23 protein-coding genes are annotated in these 18713 nt (G+C 62.0%); 10 read left to right on the top strand and 13 right to left on the bottom strand.

Going from position 1 to position 18713, the window contains the following annotated elements; genetic code table 11:
- The first annotated feature begins 5 nt into the window (after nucleotides 1-5).
- From BLW48_RS09830 to BLW48_RS09815, 4 genes are read left to right on the top strand one after another with little or no spacing between them, the layout of a single operon-like run.
- The gene (locus tag BLW48_RS09830; protein ID WP_093174356.1) at nucleotides 6-518 is read left to right on the top strand and encodes a hypothetical protein; all 513 of its coding nucleotides are present in this window, start codon (nucleotides 6-8) and stop codon (nucleotides 516-518) included.
- Nucleotides 515-1474, top strand: coding sequence for a methionyl-tRNA formyltransferase (gene fmt, locus BLW48_RS09825; protein WP_093174354.1), 960 nt, complete (start codon nucleotides 515-517; stop codon nucleotides 1472-1474). The genes BLW48_RS09830 and fmt overlap by 4 nt, the downstream gene beginning before the upstream one ends.
- Nucleotides 1474-2214, top strand: coding sequence for an AzlC family ABC transporter permease (locus BLW48_RS09820; RefSeq protein WP_093174352.1), 741 nt, complete (start codon nucleotides 1474-1476; stop codon nucleotides 2212-2214). The genes fmt and BLW48_RS09820 overlap by 1 nt, the downstream gene beginning before the upstream one ends.
- A 32-nt stretch (nucleotides 2215-2246) precedes the next feature.
- Nucleotides 2247-2558: an AzlD domain-containing protein gene (locus BLW48_RS09815; RefSeq protein WP_093055509.1), complete on the top strand. Its 312-nt coding sequence runs from the start codon at nucleotides 2247-2249 to the stop codon at nucleotides 2556-2558.
- Between the two features lie 106 nt (nucleotides 2559-2664).
- Here the strand turns inward: BLW48_RS09815 and BLW48_RS09810 are convergent, their stop codons facing one another.
- Genes BLW48_RS09810 through BLW48_RS09785 form a run of 6 tightly spaced genes read right to left on the bottom strand, consistent with a single transcriptional unit; the run spans nucleotide 2665 to nucleotide 8110 of the window.
- Nucleotides 2665-3639, bottom strand: a complete 975-nt coding sequence (locus BLW48_RS09810) for a Bug family tripartite tricarboxylate transporter substrate binding protein (RefSeq protein WP_093076202.1) — start codon at nucleotides 3637-3639, stop codon at nucleotides 2665-2667.
- Between the two features lie 40 nt (nucleotides 3640-3679).
- Nucleotides 3680-4645, bottom strand: a complete 966-nt coding sequence (locus BLW48_RS09805; protein ID WP_093174349.1) for an MBL fold metallo-hydrolase — start codon at nucleotides 4643-4645, stop codon at nucleotides 3680-3682.
- Nucleotides 4642-4800 (bottom strand): DUF2783 domain-containing protein, encoded by a 159-nt coding sequence (locus BLW48_RS09800; RefSeq protein WP_093174347.1) that lies wholly within the window; start codon nucleotides 4798-4800, stop codon nucleotides 4642-4644. The genes BLW48_RS09805 and BLW48_RS09800 overlap by 4 nt, the downstream gene beginning before the upstream one ends.
- Complete coding sequence (locus BLW48_RS09795) at nucleotides 4797-6446, bottom strand: FAD-dependent oxidoreductase (protein WP_093174345.1); 1650 nt, start codon at nucleotides 6444-6446, stop codon at nucleotides 4797-4799. Before BLW48_RS09795 ends, BLW48_RS09800 begins: the two co-directional genes overlap by 4 nt.
- Before the next feature lie 7 nt (nucleotides 6447-6453).
- Nucleotides 6454-7575, bottom strand: coding sequence for an alpha/beta hydrolase family protein (locus tag BLW48_RS09790; protein WP_093174343.1), 1122 nt, complete (start codon nucleotides 7573-7575; stop codon nucleotides 6454-6456).
- Nucleotides 7568-8110 (bottom strand): VOC family protein, encoded by a 543-nt coding sequence (locus BLW48_RS09785; RefSeq protein ID WP_093174341.1) that lies wholly within the window; start codon nucleotides 8108-8110, stop codon nucleotides 7568-7570. Before BLW48_RS09785 ends, BLW48_RS09790 begins: the two co-directional genes overlap by 8 nt.
- A 91-nt stretch (nucleotides 8111-8201) precedes the next feature.
- On the opposite strand from BLW48_RS09785, the gene BLW48_RS09780 reads away from it, so the two are divergent.
- Entirely contained in the window at nucleotides 8202-9107 is a 906-nt protein-coding gene (locus BLW48_RS09780) for a LysR family transcriptional regulator (protein ID WP_093174339.1), read from the top strand.
- Between the two features lie 191 nt (nucleotides 9108-9298).
- On the opposite strand, the gene BLW48_RS09775 is transcribed toward BLW48_RS09780, so the two are convergent.
- The 6 genes from BLW48_RS09775 to BLW48_RS09755 form a co-directional block, all read right to left on the bottom strand.
- Nucleotides 9299-9544, bottom strand: a complete 246-nt coding sequence (locus BLW48_RS09775; protein WP_093174337.1) for a helix-turn-helix domain-containing protein — start codon at nucleotides 9542-9544, stop codon at nucleotides 9299-9301.
- A gap of 1066 nt (nucleotides 9545-10610) precedes the next feature.
- The gene (locus tag BLW48_RS35805; protein ID WP_256330744.1) at nucleotides 10611-10736 is read right to left on the bottom strand and encodes a hypothetical protein; all 126 of its coding nucleotides are present in this window, start codon (nucleotides 10734-10736) and stop codon (nucleotides 10611-10613) included.
- Nucleotides 10737-10765: 29 nt separating this feature from the next.
- A complete protein-coding gene (locus BLW48_RS09770) occupies nucleotides 10766-11389 on the bottom strand; it encodes an Nmad2 family putative nucleotide modification protein (RefSeq protein WP_093174335.1) in 624 nt (207 codons plus the stop codon).
- Nucleotides 11380-11838 carry a hypothetical protein gene (locus BLW48_RS09765; RefSeq protein ID WP_093174333.1) on the bottom strand — a complete coding sequence of 153 codons (459 nt, stop codon included), beginning with the start codon at nucleotides 11836-11838 and terminating at the stop codon, nucleotides 11380-11382. Before BLW48_RS09765 ends, BLW48_RS09770 begins: the two co-directional genes overlap by 10 nt.
- A 10-nt stretch (nucleotides 11839-11848) precedes the next feature.
- On the bottom strand, nucleotides 11849-13099 hold the full coding sequence (locus BLW48_RS09760) for a nucleoside triphosphate pyrophosphohydrolase family protein (RefSeq protein ID WP_093174331.1): 1251 nt from the start codon (nucleotides 13097-13099) through the stop codon (nucleotides 11849-11851).
- Between the two features lie 153 nt (nucleotides 13100-13252).
- Nucleotides 13253-13477, bottom strand: coding sequence for a DUF2188 domain-containing protein (locus BLW48_RS09755; RefSeq protein WP_093174329.1), 225 nt, complete (start codon nucleotides 13475-13477; stop codon nucleotides 13253-13255).
- Nucleotides 13478-14057: 580 nt separating this feature from the next.
- Here BLW48_RS09755 and BLW48_RS09750 point away from each other — a divergent pair.
- Nucleotides 14058-15254, top strand: coding sequence for an AAA family ATPase (locus BLW48_RS09750; RefSeq protein ID WP_093174327.1), 1197 nt, complete (start codon nucleotides 14058-14060; stop codon nucleotides 15252-15254).
- A 56-nt stretch (nucleotides 15255-15310) separates the two neighbouring features.
- Nucleotides 15311-15775, top strand: coding sequence for a hypothetical protein (locus BLW48_RS09745; protein ID WP_093174325.1), 465 nt, complete (start codon nucleotides 15311-15313; stop codon nucleotides 15773-15775).
- 124 nt (nucleotides 15776-15899) lie between these two features.
- On the opposite strand, the gene BLW48_RS36055 is transcribed toward BLW48_RS09745, so the two are convergent.
- Nucleotides 15900-16334, bottom strand: coding sequence for a helix-turn-helix domain-containing protein (locus tag BLW48_RS36055; RefSeq protein ID WP_371127548.1), 435 nt, complete (start codon nucleotides 16332-16334; stop codon nucleotides 15900-15902).
- 46 nt (nucleotides 16335-16380) lie between these two features.
- Here BLW48_RS36055 and BLW48_RS09735 point away from each other — a divergent pair, with 46 nt between their 5' ends.
- Genes BLW48_RS09735 through BLW48_RS09725 form a run of 3 tightly spaced genes read left to right on the top strand, consistent with a single transcriptional unit; the run spans nucleotide 16381 to nucleotide 18707 of the window.
- Entirely contained in the window at nucleotides 16381-16752 is a 372-nt protein-coding gene (locus BLW48_RS09735) for a DUF4031 domain-containing protein (protein WP_093174321.1), read from the top strand.
- A 21-nt stretch (nucleotides 16753-16773) separates the two neighbouring features.
- Nucleotides 16774-18036 (top strand): hypothetical protein, encoded by a 1263-nt coding sequence (locus BLW48_RS09730; protein ID WP_093174319.1) that lies wholly within the window; start codon nucleotides 16774-16776, stop codon nucleotides 18034-18036.
- Complete coding sequence (locus tag BLW48_RS09725) at nucleotides 18033-18707, top strand: uracil-DNA glycosylase (RefSeq protein WP_093174317.1); 675 nt, start codon at nucleotides 18033-18035, stop codon at nucleotides 18705-18707. The genes BLW48_RS09730 and BLW48_RS09725 overlap by 4 nt, the downstream gene beginning before the upstream one ends.
- Nucleotides 18708-18713: the final 6 nt, after the last annotated feature.

Here is an 18713-nt window from a genome sequence, read left to right as displayed (position 1 = left end):
ACCCCATGGCGGCACGGCGCTTCGGCTCCCTTGCGGCACTGGGGGTCTTCGCGGTCGCCGGGCTGGGGCTCATTGCCGGCTGCGCCAACGAACCCACGCGCATCCAGCCCGGCGCCACCGCCGCCGACACCCTGCAGCGCCTGGGCGCCCCCACCGGTCGCTACCCGCTCACCGGTGGTGGCGAGCGGCTGCAGTACTCGCGCATGCCGGCCGGCTTTGAAGTCACCGACATCGACGTCGACGCCTCGGGGAAGGTCGTCTCGGTGACGCAGGTTCTCAGCGAAGCGCGCTTCGGCTACGACATCAAGGTCAACCAGTGGCGCCAGAACGACGTGATGGCCTTCTACGGCCGTCCCTATGAAATCACCCGTGTCAGCTCCTTTGACGGCGCGGTCTGGACCTGGCGTTACAAGGCCGTGAACGAGCGCCGCATGCTGTACATCTACATCGATCCGACCGGCGTGGTCCGGCGCTATCACACGGGGGACGATCTCGATTTCGATCGGATCCGGGATTGAGCCGCCTCAGAGTCGTTTTTGCGGGCACGCCCGAGTTCGCGCGCGTCGCCCTCGAAGCCATTGCCGCCGCCGGCCATGACGTCGTGCTGGTGATGAGCCAGCCCGACCGCCCCGCCGGCCGCGGCATGAAGCTGCAGGCCTCCCCCGTCAAGCAATGCGCCGTTGCCAACAACTGGCCCGTAGCCCAGCCGCGCAGCCTGCGACTGGATGGCAAGTACCCCGACGAGGCTTCGGCCGCACGCGACACCCTGCTGGCCGCCAGGCCCGACGTGATGGTGGTCGCCGCCTACGGCCTGATCCTGCCCCAGTGGGTGCTCGACCTGCCGGCGCACGGCTGCCTCAACATCCACGCCAGCCTGCTGCCGCGCTGGCGCGGCGCTGCGCCCATCCACCGTGCCATCGAGGCAGGCGACGCCCAGACCGGCATCACCATCATGCAGATGGACGCCGGCCTCGACACCGGCGACATGCTGCTGCGCGAGGCCGTCGACATCGGCAGCGACGACAACACTGCACGCCTGCACGACCGCCTGGCCGATCTGGGCGGAAAGATGATCGTCGAGGCGCTGTCGCGCATCGGCACGCTCACTCGCACGCCGCAGCCCGCCGAAGGCGTCACCTACGCCAACAAGGTCGAGAAGCACGAAGCGCTGATCGACTGGGCCCAGCCGGCCGACGCCATCGTGCGCCGCATTCGCGCCTTCGACCCGTTCCCGGGGGCCAACAGCCCGCTCGACGGCGAGACCGTCAAGCTCTGGGCCGCCCACTCTGCAGGCTCGCCCGAGGCGTCCGCCGCGCCGGGCACGATCCTGGCCGTCAGCGATGCCGGCGTGGCCGTCGCGGCAGCCGACTCGGTCGTGAACGTCACCGAACTCCAGCGTCCGGGCGGCAAGCGCCTGCCCGTGGCCGATTTCCTGCGCGGCTTCGACCTGAAGCCCGGGCAGGTGTTCGGCTGATGTTTCTCTCGAAAAGCATCCGCAGCCGCCCTGAATTCCGCGTCGGCATGCGCGACATGTCCCCGGTGGCGATGGGCATCGGCGCCTGGGGCCTCATGACCGGCGTAGCCATGGTCAAGTCGAACATGAGCACGGTCGAGGCGCTCGCGATGACGCTGCTGGTCTACGCGGGCAGCTCGCAACTCGCGGCCATTCCGTTGCTGTTTGCCGGCGCCCCCGCCTGGGTGATCCTGGCGACGGGCTTCTGCGTCAACCTGCGCTTCGTGGTGTTCAGCCTGCATCTGCGGCCCTACCTCATGCACATGCCGCGCTGGCGCCGCATGACGCACGGCTACCTCACGGCCGACATGAGCTACGCGCTCTTCACGAAGAAGTACCCGAAGCCGCCGCTGACCATCGCCGAGCAGGAAGCGCAAGAGGCTTACCTCACCGGAAATTACTTCGTGACGTGGGGCGCCTGGATGGGCATGAGCCTGCTGGGCGTGGCGCTGGCCAACTTCATTCCGCAGACCTGGGGCCTGAGCTTCGCGGGCGTGCTGAGCCTGGTGGCCATCGTCTGCTCGATGGCAACGACGCGCCTGCGCGTGCTGGCCGCGCTGATTGCCGGCGCCACCGCCGTCGCGGCTTACTCGCTGCCGCTGAAGCTCAACATCGTGGTCGCCATCGGCGTGGCCGTGCTGCTGTGCTTCTGGCTCGAAAAGCAGTTCGGCCTCGACCCCACGGCGGAGGACGACAAGTGAGCGGAACGGGGGCAACCACCGACTGGTGGACCATGGGCGTGATCGTCGGGCTGGCGCTCGTCACCGTGCTCACGCGCTGCTTCTTCTTCATCCTCGACCGGCCCTGGGGCCTGCCCGAGTGGGCGCACCGCGCGCTGCACTACGCGCCGGCCGCCGCGCTCGCGGGCGTGATCGCGCCCGAGATCGTCATGACGCAGGGCCACCTCATCACCACGCTGCACGACGCCCGCCTGTATGCGGCGGTCGTTGGCGCGGCTTACTTCTACTGGCGGCGTGGCGTGCTGGGCACCATGCTCGCCGGCATGGCGGTGTACCTGCCGCTGCACCTCGGCCTGGGCTGGTAACGGGCGGCTGCCGCCGGGCCGCCCCAAGGCGGGCCGCGCCTCCCCCTTGGGGGGTGGAGTTACACGCAGCGAAGCGAAGTGAAAAGCCCGGGGGGCTCGTGGCTCGTCAATCCAGCTTCACGCCAGCGGCCGCAATGATCTTTCCCCAGCGCTCGCTCTCGGCGCGAGACAGCTTGTAGAAATCCTGCGGCGTTCCGGGCAGCGCCTCGAAGCCGAAGTCCGCGAACAGCTTCACCACCTTCGGCGCCTTCATCGCCTTGTGCAGTTCGCCGTTGAGCCGCGCCACCGTTTCGGGCGGCATGCCGGCCGGGCCGATCAGGCCGTGGAAGGCGTAGGCGTTGACGTCGCTGAAACCAGCCTCGACGAAGGTCGGCACCTCGGGCAGGGCGCTCGCCCGCTGCGGCAGCGCAATGGCCAGCACCCGCACCTTGCCCGACCTGATGATCGGCAGGCCCGAGGCCAGGTCCAGCATCATCGTCGGCACCTGGCCGCCCATCACGTCGGTCATGGCGGGCGCGGCGCCCTTGTACGGCACGTGCGTGATCGTCAGGCCGGCCTTCTGCTTGAAGAGCTCCATCGCCATGTGGTGCGGCGAGCCGTTGCCGGGCGAGGCGTAGCTCACCTTGTCGGGGTTGGCCTTCACGTAGCGCACGAACTCGGCCACGTTCTTCGCGGGAAAGTCGGGGTGCACCACCAGCGCCACCGGGAAGCGGCCGATGGTGCCGATGTAGGTGAAGTCGCTCGCGGGCTTGTACGGCAGCTTGGCGAACATGTGCTCGTTGAAGAGCAGCGCCGCGTTCTCGGCCTGCATGATCGTGTAGCCGTCAGGCTTGGCCTGCATCATCACGGACACGCCAATGTTGGTGGACGCGCCGGGCCGGTTGTCGATGATGAGCGGCTGCCCGAGCGAAGGCTGCATCGCCTCGGCGAGCGTGCGAGCCAGGTTGTCGGTGCCGCCGCCGGCCACGTAGGGCACGATCCATTTGACGGGCTGGCTGGGGTAGGCGGCCGGCTGCGCCGATGCAAGGCTGCTGGCCAGCGTGAGGGCTGCACTCAGCAGGGGCAGAAGGAATCGCTTCATCGTCTCTTGTCTCCGTTGCTTGTTTTGAAATCGGTTCAGGTCATTCGCCGCGCAGCGTCTGCCAGAGCTCGCGGTCACGCTCCGCGGTCCATACCACGGGGTGCTCGATGCCGCGCAGTTCGTCGTACGCGCGCGAGACGTCGAAGGGCAGCACGTGCTGGAACACGGGCCAGTTGCCGAAGCGCGGCGTCATCGCCGCTTCGGCGCGCACAAAGCAGCCCTTGAGCGTGTCGCCCGCGGCGATGCCGGCCTTCACGCTGTCGAGCAGCGTCGAGAGAAATGCCTTGGTCAGGCCGATGGCCTCGGCGCATGCGGCTTCGTCCTGCAGCACCGCGCCGCGCCCGGGCACCAGCATGCGCGGCTTCAGCGCCGCCACCGCGTCGAGCGTGCCGGCCCAGTCGCCGATGTAGGCGTCGCCCGCGTACACGCCGCAGCGGTTCTCGACCACGTCGCCCGAGAACAGCACGCCGCAGTCGGGCAGCCATGCGACCGTGTCGCCGCCCGAGTGACCACGGCCCAGCGCCTTCAGATGCAATTCGCGGCCACCGCCGAGCTGCAGTGTCATCTCGCGCTCGAAGACCTTCGTCGGAAGGGTCAGGCCCGGAATCTCCTCGACGCCGGCGAACAGGCGCGGAAAGCGGCCGACCTCCGAATCGAAATCGGCCTGGCCGCGCGTGCGGATCCAGTAGAGCGTGCCGTTGCTCGCGATGATGTCCTTCACTTCGTCGAAGGCGCTTGCGCCCATCACGCGCACTGCGTGGTAGTGCGTGAGCACGATGGTGCGGATGGGCTTGTCGGTCACCGTGCGAATGGCCGCGAGAAAGTCGCGCGCCATGCGCGGCGTGGGGCGCGTGTCGATCAGCACCACCTGCTCGTCGCCGACGACGAAGCCGCAGTTGGGATCGAAGTCGCTGATGTAGCCGTAGACGTTGGGCGCGAGCTCGCGCAGTTGCGGCTTCTGCTCGCGGGTGTCGGACGCAGAGGCGAAAGAGACGGAAGTGGTCATGGGGCGGTTGTTGTCGTGGTGTCTTCGGCGGCTGCGCGGATGCAGGCGAGCAGCACGTCTTGGTCGGCGCTCTGCGCGTCGGTGCGGCCTTCGTGCGCGGCGAGCAGGGCCGCGTAGAAGCCATCGGGGTCGGGAATGCGGGGCTCGGTGATCATGGGTTGCTGTCGTGGCCCAGCGCGGTGCGCAAGGCGGAGGCGATGGTTTCCGGTGTGGCGTTCGCCAGCACGGCGGCGCGATAGGCGTCGGGCCGCACGAGAGCAAAGCTGCCCGCATCGCCGATGCCGAGATGGCTTGCGAACCTGTCGTCGGCCTGCAGCGTAGGCAGGCCGCTGTCGCCGCCCACGGCCAGCAGGCGCAGCGGCAGCGACGTCGTGGCATCGAGGGCCGCCTTCGCCTGCTCGCGGGTCGGCGCGAACCAGAGGCCGATGCAGTGCGTTCCCTCGGACAGCAGTTGCATCAGCGTCGTCTCGCGGCCATCGGCCCAGCGCAGCGGCAGGTTCTGCACCGAGCGCCCGCCCTCGGGCAGTTGCGGCGCGGCCGGGTAGTCGTTGGCGACCGACATGCGCCCGGTGTTCACCAGCGCCCGCGCAAACGGATGGCGGGCCGCCAGCGCCACCACGGCGCGGCGCAGCGTGTGCTCGGCCGGCGAGCGCGGCGCCAGGAAGCGTGCCGATCGGCTCGTCACCTGCAGGTTCTGCTGCGCGGCGGGTTGGCGTTCCGCGTCGTAGCTGTCGAGCAGCGTGTCACCGGCCTTGCCCTGCGCGACCAGCGCGAGCTTCCAGCCCAGGTTCGCTGCATCCTGGATGCCGCTGTTGCCCCCGCGCGCGCCGAACGGACTCACCACATGCGCCGCATCGCCGATGAAGAACACGCGGCCATGCCGGAAGCTGTCGAGCAGGTGGTCGCGGTAGCCGTACGGCCCGATCCACACGAACTCGAACTCCACGTCCGGCCCGAGTTGCTCGCGCAACCGCGCACCCGCCACTTCGGGCTGGCTGATATAGGCCGTGTCGCAGTCTTCGGGCATCTGGTAGTCGATGCGCCACACGCCGTCGGCCATCAGGTGCTGCCATACGCCGCGGCCTTCGTTGAAGGGCGCATCGACCCAGGTCCAGCGCTCGGTCGGCAGAGGCTTCCTGAAGCGCACGTCGCTGATGCACCAGCGGTCGGTGCTGCGCGACGCGTGCGCCTCGATGCCCAGCTGGGTGCGGATCGGGCTGTTGGCGCCCGTCGCGTCGATCAGCCGGTCCGCCTCGATGGTGTAGCTGCCGGCGGGCGTTTCGATGTCCAGGCGCACGCCATCGGCCAGCTGCTCGACGCGCGTGACGCGGCTCTTCCAGCGCACGTCGGTCAGCCCGAGTTCGAGGATGCGCTCGACCAGAAACCACTCGACGTAGAACTGCTGCAGGTTGATGAAGGGCGGCTGCCTCGAGACGCTGTTGGCCTGCAGGTTGAAGTTGTAGACCTCCTGCTCGCCGGAGAAGGTGCGCCCGAACGACCAGGTGATGCCCTTGGCCGCGATGCGTTCGTAGATGCCCAGGCGTTCGAAGATCTCCAGGCTCTTCTGCGCATAGCAGATGCCGCGCGACGAGGCGCCGCGCACGCCGACGGTGTCGTCTTCGTCGAGCAGCACGGCGCGCACGCCGCGTTGTGCGAGGTCGCAGGCCAGCGTGAGGCCCGAGGGGCCGGCACCGACGATCACTATGGGGTGGCGCACGGGCTTCGTGCTGCCCAGTTCGGGCGGTGGCGTGAAGGGCCAGACCGGCAGCTCGTAGGCCGGCGCGAAAGCAAAGTTTTCCATGTCTCTTCTACAGCGCGTGCGCGAACTCGGCGATGGCGTCCGCCGCCTTGGGGATCAACTCCGGCTGACCCGCGAGATAGTGGTTGCCGCCGACGATGTCGACGTTGCGGATGCGCGACTCGCCCGCGGCCATCCACGCATCGCGCGTGCTCGGAAAGGTCGACTGGTCGCCCGTGTAGGTCAGCAGCAGCTTCGGCACCGTGGTTCGCGCGAGGTTCGTCGGCCCGTCGGCCTGCGAGCGTGACGACCATTGCGAGAGAAACGCCGTCAGCGAGGTGGTACGCCCCATCGCATTGGCCGAGTAGTTCACCTGCCGGGCGTCGCCCCACACGCTGCCCGGAAGGCGGTCGTTGGGGTCGAGCGACAGGTCCACGCAGCGCGGATCGGCATGCGTGCGATAGACGATGAAGGTCTGGTCGCGCGGCGCGCCCGGCGTGTTGCGCAGCAAGGCAAGCCGGTCGATGGCCCATTGCTCGATGCGGTCCAGCCGTGCCTTCTGCGCCGCGCTGAAGCGTGCGAGAAAGTCGCTGTCGTAGGGCACGCGGTGGCGCGGGTCGTACATGTCGAGTTCGGGGTTCACCGAGAGCGGGTCGTGCTCGTCGGTGACCGACGGGTCGATCCAGTCGCGCATCAGCCGCGTGCGGCCCAGGTGCGCGGCGCACAGCGCGATGCCGTCCACGGGCGGAAGGTCGCTCGGGTGCAGGTGCGTGGGGTCACCGTCGGGCAGGTGCGTGGCCGTGAGCTTCTCGGCCTGCGCCTGGTAGAAGCTCGCGAGCGCCGCGCCGCCCGAGTTGCCGACGAGAAACACCTTTTCGTAGCCGGCAGCGCGCAGGTACTGCACGCCGGCGCCCAGGTCTTGAATGGCACGCTCCATCAGCAGCACCGTGTCGTTGCCCACGAAGCGCGAGTTGAGCCCCATGCAGCAGATGCCGCGCTCGGCCAGCGGGCCGATCAGGTAGTGGCCCATGAAGTTGCTGGTCGGGTGCATCACGATGGCGGCGACCTTCTTCGGGCCTTGCGGTGCGCGGAAGGCGCCGTAGATGCGCGGGCGCAGCATCTGCAGGCCCGACTGGCTCTCCATCGCCGCGCCGGGCTTCACGTCGATGACGGCGAGTTGCAGCTCAGACATTCGGCGCACCCTTTGCTGCTGTCGCACGAAGTTCGGCCTTGCGCGCGGTCCACGCATCGAGGTCGGCGCGAGCGCGCAGCGCGTGCGCGTCCATCTCCGTTTGCGGCACGGTCGGCGTGGTCAGTTCCACGCGAATGCCGTTGGGGTCGAAGAAGTAGATCGATTCGATGATGTGGTGGTCGGTCACGCCCAGTACCTCGACGCCCGCGCCTTCGAGCCGCGCCTTGGCCGCCAGCAGGTCGGCCACCGAATCGACCCGCAGCGCGATGTGGTTCACCCACGAGGGCGTGTTGGGCGAGGGCAGTGCGGCGATGTCGTCGCCGAGGTCGAAGAAGGCGATGTACGAGCCGTCGCGCATCTGGAAAAAGATGTGCACGTAGGGGCAGTACTCGCCCGTGCTCGGCACGTGGTCGCTCTTGATGACGTGGGCCAGCGGCAGGCCCAGCAGGTCTTCGTAGAAGCGGCGGGTTTCCTCGCTGTCGCGGCAGCGCCAGGCGAAGTGGTGCAGCCCGCGCACGGGTGGGGGGATCGGCATGGCTCGTGTCTCCAGTGAGCCGTTATTGGGCGATGCCGCGTCTTATGATGCAATCGAAATTAATTCATCGATTGATGAAATAACCGTATATATGAATCTCACCCTGCGCCAGTTGCGCGCCTTTGCCGCCGTGGCCGAAACCGGCAGCTTCACCGCGGCGGCGCTGCAACTTCATCTCACGCAGTCGGCGCTCAGCGTGCTGGTGCGTGAGTTGGAGCGAGAGATGGGTGTGCAGCTGCTCGACCGCAACACCCGCAGCGTGCAGCTGTCGGAGGCGGGGCGCGAGTTCTTGCCGTCGGTGCATCGCCTGCTCGGCGACCTGACGAGCGCGGTGGCCGGCGTCACGGATTTGCGTGACAAGAAGAAAGGCTTGCTACGGCTTGCGGCGCCGCAGCTCATGGCCTGCACGCTGATGCCACGCGTGATCGCGCTCTACCGCGAGCAGTACCCCGACGTGGATGTGCGCCTGACCGACACGCTGCCCGAGAACCTGCTCGCGGGGGTGACGGCCGGCGACGTGGAGTTGGCCGTGGGGCAGGACGTGGCCGTCGACAGCGCCATCGAGCGCCGCACGCTGCTGCGCGACCGGCACTGGCTGATCTGCCCGCCCGGCCATGCCTTTGCCAACCGCCGCAAGGTGCGATGGCACGAGCTCGAGCCCTACACCTTCATCGCCCCCACGCGCGACTTTCGCCAGCGCGTGCTGCCCGAGCTGGCCCCGGCAGAGCGCGACTACATGTTGCGCCCCGCCACGCAGGAGGTGTCGTACATGACCACCGCCCTCGGCATGGTGGCCTCTGGGCTGGGGCTCACGGTGTGCCCGACCTATTCGGCGCCGCTGGTGCGTGCCCATGGCCTGCAGATGGTGAGGCTCGAATCGCCCGACTTTCACCGCGAGGTGTGCGTCTACAGCGCGGCGCGGCGCTCGCTGTCGCCGGCCGCCGCGAGCTTTGTCGGCGTTCTCGAAAGCTTCGCCAAGGCGCAGCAAAAGGGCTGAAAAGCATCGGAGCGCTGCAACAGGCGCGTAGAGCGGCAGTGGGGCCAAACCTACAACGCTTTTGGAGCCTTGATAACAGTTACAAAGAAAATAATCCAATAAAGTCAGCTACTTACGTGAACTAACTTTTTTGGGTTTCGGCGCGGCTGCGGCTTGAACTAGCGGGCCGGCCAAGTGTCCGCGCCGTTTCGCTACAAATTTGCAATTGTGGCGAGTTCAGAAACTGAAAGTCCGAGAGCTCTTGCGACAGCCACAACAGTCATCACGCCTGGATTTTGCGCTCCCCGTTCAATGCTGCTCATGTAGGACCGATCTACCAAGCACCGGTGAGCCAGTTCTTCTTGTGAGATTCCGCGAGCTTTGCGGGTCGAGCTGATTGCCCCTCCGAGCGCCACAAGCGCCGGGTCTCGCGCATGTTTCGGTGAGGGAGAAGGCATGGACAAAATGGTCCTGCCATGAGTACGATCACACCACGGACAATCTTCCACATACAAGGCTCGCTATGCTTCGGGTTGATGAGCGGTTCGAAATCTCCTCGGCTGCGTTTGGCGAAGAAGACTCGCGCGTGCGCCGTTTCCACTGGGCGGAGCAATGTCTTGATGTACCGCTTTGGTACATCGAGGTTCTTTCGAAACCGGCCCCAGAGGGCGGGAGTCAGTTTTGGAGTCGATACATCGCGACCCGGGCGATTGACGTGGTGTTCATCGCAGGCGAGGTCGCATGGGAGAGCACAAAGCTGCACGTTGTTCTACCGGCTCATATGACCAAACAGGATGCACCTCTGTTCGCGCGGTGCTTTGCCATATGGGAATGCAGTGTGCGGACACGCGAGTACTGCTCCGCCTGGCTCTTCGAAACCGATCATGGAACGTTCGTTGACCCGCTAGGCGGTCACAAACTTCGAGAAGTAACGAAGCAAAGTCTGCGGTGGCAAAACGCGCAAGCAAACTGATTTGTACTCAAGTCATGAATGGGAGAATCCCTGGAGTTGTGTCTCGTTGGCCTTTGTGCAATCTTGGCGACTCATCGGGCATGATCGATGTTCGCTTGGGTTGGTAGGTTCGCGCTCTGTGTGAGCGAAATGTATGGCTAAATCCGTGTTGGAATTGACTCTAACCCCGGAATTCGAGCGCCGGATGCGAGAGCAGTTTAGAAAAATAAAAGCTCTCCGAATGAGGGCATTTACTCAAGAGCACGAGCCCAGTACTGATGCAGTTGCAAGACTTCTGCATGGCAAACCGATTCAACGGAGGCAGCAGAAGGGCAAGTGAGTACGAGCCTTTCATGCGTGTTGCGGATCGAAAGTAGGAGGTTAGGGGGCTCATAATTTCCTCCGCTACTGCGAACCCTTCGCCTTCTCCACCCGAGGGCTTTAACAGTTGGTTGGAATATGCGGTATTGACCTTTGAAGGTCACGTGGCTTCACTATCCTTCATGTTTGGGGAAGAGCCCGTAGGATGTGCAGGAATTAAAGCAGCGGTCTTTGCGAATTCAGTGAGCCTCTCAGGCATGCAAATCTTCCGATGCCCAGCGGTGCTCGATGATCAATGCTTGGCAGACCCGCGTGTGGATCGCCACGTCGAAGTTACGGATGAGGCCATCGCTCCAGGTCGCAACTTCAGCCATCATGCGTATTTGGGCAGGCGATCCTTACGAAATTATGCCCAGGAGCGCGGCATTCCCTGAAGTCCGCGCATGGGGAGAGCGGAGAACCATTGCTCAACCTCTTGGACGAACTCCGTAGAGAATATCGAACGATGCGCCCGTGCAGACGGATAGAGAGAGTCGCCCAACGCGCCGGACATCAGATGCGCGGGAATGGGGATCGCGTCGCCGCCCCAGTAGACGTAATTCTTGCTAATTAGCACCGAATCGGAATTCGTATCACGCGCCAAATTGGCGACGTTTGGCTCCCCAGTATCCAGACTGTGATGTGAGTTTTCTTGTACCCATTGCCCAGCTTCTTTGTGGTAGATGTTGTCCCCGTAGGCATGCCTGACGCTAGCCTCAAAATGAGGCTTTCGGGAAGCAAATCTGGGATCCGACCAGTACTGCTGGAAGGTTTGCTTCTCGTCCACGCGCATTGCGAAGATAACTCGGTTTTCCAGATTCAACGCCGCGCTGCCACAACCCACGACGATGTCGCCGACTTTCGCCGCCGACCGTACCTGCGGCTTGCAGGTAGCTAAAGTGCAGTAGTCGCCAAAGGGATTCGGCGCGAAGCCGAAATCTCGAACCAATTTGTACGAAAAGATCCGCATGATCGACTGGCCTACTGGCACTTGACTCTCTCCGGCGTCCTGGGCGGTCGCTTCGTCCCGTTCAGGCCCTCCCAGATGTCATCCTGCACCACGGCTTCAACCACCTTCTGGCTTCCCACTGGAATCACGGAGTTGGCCATTTCATCGAAAACCTGTGGCAACTTTGCGTCTTTTTCACAGATGGCAATCAGTCTCCCCGGCGACTTCGAGGCCTGCTTTGCCGCGCCGAGCAGGCTCGAAGGCGTGTCACCAGCAGGGATAAGGAAAACCTTCGCATCAGCATCTGCCAAGCAGGCGTCGATCTCTGATGTCACCGACTCGGCGCCGAGCTGGGCCGCGGTGGCGAGGTCAATGGACGTCTCGGTGAGGCAGACGTTGTAATCGGTTGCTTCAAGTTTTTGTTTGACATCCTGGGCGACATCTTTCATCGCTTTGATGTAGATGACACATGCTTTCTTCTTCTTAATCATATTTGCTCCTTTATATCTGGTTCGTTTGTTCAAAAAATTCTAGCGTGTGATTGTCCAAATCTGCAATAACGCGCCCGCGCCGGCGAATTTTCAATTGCCTGAAGACTTTGAATGCATCGAGAATCGCGCGTTCCCATTGCCAGAGTTGGCAGCGCTGCACTTCATAGCCGCGAACGAATTCTGTTACATATTTCAGAAGATCATAATCGACTTGGGGGATATTTTCGAACAACCCCAAATCAACGCCGTGGCCAAAGATGAAGGTTGCCACACCTTCTTCGATGAGGATGGCGCGCGCACCGTCTTGATTTTCATCAATGTTCGGATCGCTCTTTCGTTTGAGCCGCAAAAGGGAGCGCAAGACCGGGGACCAACCTAGATGGACAGCAAACGACAGGTGAAAAACGTCGTGAAATCGATAATCATCGAACTCCTGTTTGTTGTCCGTGAGCCGGTCGCCGATGTAGACATCGTTGTAGCGCTGTAAAACAAAAGAGCGGTCGCCGATTTGCTCCTCTGCGATCAAAAATTCAAGGATGGATGGAAACCGCTCATAGTTAGCGAGCCCGATATCCAAACGTGGGGGATAAACCGGCTTGATCGGCCAGCGACTGAAAATCTTCTTGAGGTTCGCCCCGGCTGCTTCTTCAAGATTGACGTCGGCCGCATCCGCTGCAGACATGAGTGCCGTGAAAATATCGACGAGATGCGCTGACAGCTTGTCCCGGTTGTTATTAAAAGATCCGTTTCTAAAATCGTTCAGCAGATTTCCCACCGTGCCCGCAAGGGCAATTGCGCGTTTGCTGAACTCCTGTTCGGATAGTACCGAATCCGTGCGAGATTGGATGTCGCCAAAACTGCCGAACTCCTCATCTACGATATCCCAATCTTCGAAATTACGGAACATTCGTTGGGCCAGCACCGCAAGTTTTAGTCCGGCGCGCGACGCTATCGAAGAAAAATACCAAATGACGTCACCGAACTCCTCGAGCAGCGCAGCAGCGTATTTGTTAAAAGAAGCCTGATCGCGTTTTCTTTTCTTGAAAACTGTCAGCAGACCACCCACTTCGCCGAACAAGCCGAGAATCGGCAATTCGAGGCCTGACGCGGGAAGCTTGTCGGTGGTGAACGCCACGCGTTGATACGCGTTCAGCCCGATGGCTGGAAAAATCTCTGACACTTCCGCAGGCAAAACAACGGCTGGAAGGTAATTGGATGAAGCGGCCGACGAGGTTGACGCGGCTTCCAGCGGCATAGCCATCTAAATTTCCTCCCGATGGGTTCTCTAAAAATTAATTTGAAAGCTGTTTTACGATTGATTCGGGCCGAATTGGGGGCATTCTCAGAGTAAAAATCTCAAGCCCTTGAGGGTTGAGGAGTGCTAAAACAACCGCTTGAGCGGGCAACTAGAGAATCAGCCTTTAGAGCTCTCTGGGTCATGGCCGTGGCTGTCCTTCTGACCGATGCGACCATCTTTGTTGTGAATCACCAATTCGGTCTGCTGATTGCGACTGATGCCACGGGCGATGTCGACGGCCGATTGCTTCGTTTCGGTGTGCTTGATAGCGCGCTCACCGCCGCTGACCTTGACGTCCCAGCCTCCGGACTTGTTCGGAGTAACGTGATGTGATTTAGCCATTTCGGCTCCTGTCATTTGAATTTGTGCGAGAAGGTGGCAGGCAAGGAGATCTTGCCGCCACACACCCAGCGCTCGGCGGCGCTGGCACCGGCGATTGCCGGGCTGCTAGCCTCTAAGGGCTATGCGACAGTTAGAACTGTCAGGGAGCCGAGCGCCAGTGCTGGCACACGTATTCCAGGCGACCGCGACGTGTCCGGACATACGCGCATACATGCACGCTCTTCAGGTGGTTTGACATGGTGTCTCCTTCTGAGGTTGGAAGGGCTTTGTCTTGTCACACGCACCTTTGAGCGATAAACTCAAAATCGTCCTCTGAAAGACTAGCGTGTGCGGTCGGGTAGCCCCTGATCACCCACCGTGAAGGCCCTCTTGGTGTTGGTAGCACCGCGAGGGCTTTTTCGTTTCTGTCGACGTGCGTTTGAGGCCTTTCCTGTGAAACTCAAGGTACGACGGCATCCACTGGCGGCGATTCTAAACCACATATGACGGCCTTTACAACGAATATTTGTTGAAAACGACATCAAATGGTGGCCCTTAGGCTGATAATCTCAGTTTTCTAAGTCGTTCTTCAAGGCCTACATTGCTGCACCTATTCGCCTTCACCAACTTTCAGAGCTTTCTGGAACGTACTGAGGTCTCGCTGCGATTGACTGACAAGAGTGCAGCGCGGGGATGGGATACCGAATCAAAATCCGGCCAGCGACTGACATTGGCGCTGGCGACCCTCGGCGCCAACGCGGCGGGGAAGACCTCCCTGCTGAAGCCCTTGGCCTTCATATCGTGGTTCATCCAGAGTTCGTTCACGCAGCTCAAACCAGAGGACCCCGTGCCGCTACTTTCGCATTTCGCTTCGCAAGGTGCCCCCTCTGAGTTCGAGGTCGAAGCCGAAGACGAAGACGGAGTCTTGTGGCGCTACGTCCTGCACGCAACGAATCAGCAAGTTCTGCATGAAGCGCTCTATCGCAAGAAGGATCGATTCAGCTATGTGTTTGTGCGTGATTGGGACGAAGAGCGAAACACTTATGTGATTAAGCAAAAAGACTTTGGTTTGGGTGCGGCCGAGGCCCAAAAAGTCCGTAAAAACGCCTCGCTCATTGCGACGGCTGTTCAGTACGAAGTGCAGGTTGCTTCACATATCGCCGGCATAAAACTTTTCACAAATCTGGATGCAACCGGACGCGAGTACCTTCACAACCGACGCACTTTCGACGTGGCTGCATTCTTTGCTGCGAACGAGACTTTGCAGAATGAGATGCGCAGGTTGCTGAAATCCTGGGACTTGGGTCTTTCCGATGTTCGGATAGCCAAGCACACGGTGGCTCCATCGGAGCCGACGCAGTCGGCTCGCACATTCTGGTATCCCGTTGGCGTCCATCAAGTGCGAGGTGGGGATGTCCATGAAATACCGTTTGTGTATGAATCACGAGGCACTCAGGCTGCGTTTCTTTTGCTCTCACTTCTGCTACCCGCCTTGGCCACAGGCGGAATTGCATTGGTTGACGAGTTTGAGAACGACCTTCATCCATTGATGCTCGAGCCCATCCTCGACTTGTTCGCCAGACGAGAGACCAATCCAAAAAACGCGCAAATCATCTTCACCTGCCATTCGGAGCGCGTGCTGAATCTCCTTCACAAGGCGCAAGTCATGCTAGTGGAGAAGTCGCATTGCGAGAGCCATGCCTGGCGATTGGACACCGTGCAAGGCGTGCGTAGTGATGACAATTTCGCAGCTAAATACACTGCCGGGGCCTACGGCGCCGTGCCGCGCGTCCTATGACGTTCGGCGCTGGTGCGTCAGGCCGGCCACGTTCGGTGCGTAGAACACTGCTTGTCGTGGGCGAAGGCTACGCGCATCTTGCCTTGCTCAAGCACATTCGAAACATCTATGCTGGCGCCGACGCAGACTGCGGGATGACGCTGGCGAATGCTAGAGGCCAGGGCGCACGCCACGTGATCACGCATGCCGTGCGTGCCGCGCGAAATGGCTCCTACGATCGTGTAGCCGCGTTCCTCAACCCCGCTTCCGACTGGAATGAAAGTGTGCAGAAGCTGGCCCGCGCCAAGAAGATTTCGGTCTTGTTTTCCCGGCCGTGCCTTGAAGCACCTCTACTTCACATCCATGGGGACGCGCCGCAACGCACGGCGGATGAATGCCGAAGGGAATTCAAAGCTCGCTTTGGCAGTGATGTCCATGATGCAGATGTGCTGCAACAGTTCTTTCAGCGCTCGATTTTGGACGATGCCTGCTCGCGCGTAGCGCTGTTACAGGAGTTGCTCGCGCTGGTGAACGCGAGGTGAAGATGGTCGTGGACAATGGCCCGCCTTCATTCGCGAAGTAACCTTTTAGACGCCCGTAGCGGTACTGTTAACACCCGTCCACATGTGGCCGATGTTGCGCGCTCTTGCTGCCGCTTCATCGACGTCACGCCTTGGGTGGAATCCGTAGCGCAGTCTCGATCGCCTCCGCCAGAGCTTCAAGTGCAGATGCCCACTCGGGTGAAGCTGCGGCGGCGCGCGCAAGGCGCGTAACGAGTTCGCACTCGGGAGGTCCGGCTTTCATCGCTCGGCCGGTCTTTCGGGCCTTCCTCGAAGAATGCGGAGTCCCCGCGTGTGCGTGCGCCATGAGTGGAGCAACGCTCGACTCCAGTCGCCAGTCAATCCTGAAATATGCGCACAGAATTTGCACATTTGTTCCCGGGCCGCTGAAGTCTCCGCGTTCGATACGGGAGATCTGCGAGTGATTCACACCCGTCTCTGCCCAAAGCATTTCTTGTGTGAAGTTCGCGTTCGTCCTCGCTCGGCGCAGTCGCGCACCCAGTGATTTCGCCCTTGAGGGATCATTGAAACTTGCCGCCATTGTGCGTATTATGTGCAAATTATTTGCAATAAAAGAGGCGTAGGCCATGGCTGTGTATGTGGACAACGCCGAGCTTGCCTGGCGAGGGAAACGCTGGTGCCATCTGGTCGCCGATTCCGTGGACGAGCTCCATGCCTTTGCGCACCGCCTCGGGCTCAAACGCGAATGGTTTCAGGACCACACCCGCTATCCGCACTATGACGTGACCGTCAAGCTCAAGGGGCGCGCGCTGGATCTGGGCGCACATCCGGGCGACAAGCGCACCATCATCGCGTGCGCGAAGAATTTGCGGGTTGAATTGCTCGGACGCCGGCAGGACGGATCCGCGCAGCGAGGCCGCTACAACTCGCCGAAAGCACTGCTCGTCAAGGACCCTTCGGACGCCCAAGACGCCCAACAGGCACTTTTCCCTGCGTAAGCAGCCCCTACCTTTGCCGCCATGCCCACTTCGCGATCCATTCTGTTCGACGCTGCTGGGGACAAGCGATCGCCGCGAGACCTTGGCCAGCTCCTCAGCCTGCGCACGTACTACGACACCGCCAAGGCGTCGGACCAGTTTCAGGACAAGCCCGCGGCCTTTCACTATCGCGAGCTGAGCTTCGGCTATTTTGGGGAAATCGGCGGCCTGCTTTCTGCGTTGAAGAAGGGCAGCCGCGACCAGTTGACCGAATCAAACCCGACAGTGGTGGCCGAGGAGCTCGGCGACGCTCTGTGGTACCTGGTCAATCTATCGGCACTGTGCGGTGTTACCGTCGAACAGTTGGGGCGCTCAGGCCTTTCGTGGTTGCGCGTTTATTTCGGGGAGAGCGCAAAGGCGGCGCCAAGAATGACGTTTCGGGTTTTTGACGGTATCACTTCGCTGCACCACGACAGGCTGGTGAGAAAGGGTGCGCAATCGTTGCGGCAACTCGCCCGCAGCAGCGGTGAATTGCTCTCGCGCAACCTCTTGCAAATAAACAAGCTCCCTGTTGCCGAGCGCGAGCAGCAACTGGGCGCACTGCTTGGGCAGATCGCGCTGGTCAGTGCCACATACAGGCTGAGCTTTGCAACCCTCGCAGCGGAAAACCTCTTCAAGATCGCGGATCGGTGGCCTGGGCCCGACCCCCTGGCACGGGTGCTGCCCACCAAGGGTGAAGCCCACGAACAGTTCCCAAATCAAATGACCATCACCTTCGTCGAGCGAAAAGTAGGTGGTCGCACGTTCGTCGTGCAGCAAATGCACACGCTCAATATCGGAGATCCGCTCACGGACAACAACCATCGGCCCGACGGTTACCGCTATCATGATGTTTTCCACTTGGCCTACGCAGCGCATCTGGGCTGGTCGCCCGTGATCCGGGCGCTGCTGAAGCTCAAACGGAAGTCGGACCCCAAGACCGACGAGAATGAAGACGGTGCGCGTGCGATCATCATCGAGGAAGGCATCGCGACCTGGATCTTCAACCACGCCAAACGCCACCGTAACTATGTCGAGGTGAAGGAAGGCCGGCTGGAGTACGCTCTGCTGCGACAGGTACGCGGCATGGTCTCCGAATTCGAGGTAGCCGAACTGCCGCTGTGGCAATGGGAGCGTGCCATCCTGGACGGCTTCAGCATTTTTCGCCAACTCCTTGCGAACAAGGGCGGCGTCGTGGTCGCTAATCTCGAACGCCACACGTTGACCTATCAACCGCCCGCAAAGGGTTTGCCCAAGCTCTCATGACCCCCACTGCTTTCGTCCGTGCGCTAGCCGAAATCCGGTTGCCACAAGTGTTCAATCCCTACGCCGACACTTGCGCTGTTTATGACCGCGCTAATGCTCCGGTAGTGCGTCGTCGGAACCTGACGACGCTGCTGACCGCCGCCAAGCAGCTGGGCATCGATACGATCTGGATGGGCCGGGATCTGGGCTACCGCGGCGGCCGGCGCACAGGACTTGCGCTGACCGATGAACGCCACCTACCGGCGATGAGTCGCATCTACCCGGGAACCGAGTCGACTAGGACGACCACAGGCCCGGAAGTGGCCGAGCGCACCGCTGCGGAGATCTGGGCCGTGCTGGCCTTGCTAGACAAACCGCCCTTGCTATGGAACGTCTTCCCGTTTCATCCCCACGAAAAGGACGATCCGTTCACGAACCGGAAATTCACCAGCCGTGAACTCCGCGAAGTCGATGAGCTCAATGCTTCGCTGATTTCTTGGCTCGGCATCCGTCGCATCGTCTCGATCGGCCAGGACGCGGCAAGCTATGCGGCGAAATTTGGCGTGGAAGTCGCCAGCGTGCGGCACCCGAGCTACGGTGGCGTGACCGAGTTTCGCGAAGGCATCAGCCAGCTGCATGGCCTGGATGTGCGTAAACGCAGCGCTGCCATCGGTCAGTCGGAGCTCTTTTAGAGGCTC

It is taken from the genome of Variovorax sp. YR266 (assembly GCF_900107295.1).
Classification (GTDB): Bacteria; Pseudomonadota; Gammaproteobacteria; order Burkholderiales; family Burkholderiaceae_C; genus Variovorax.
The sequence above is the reverse complement of the archived record's forward strand: the minus strand, read 5'-3'. Positions and strand labels throughout refer to the sequence as shown.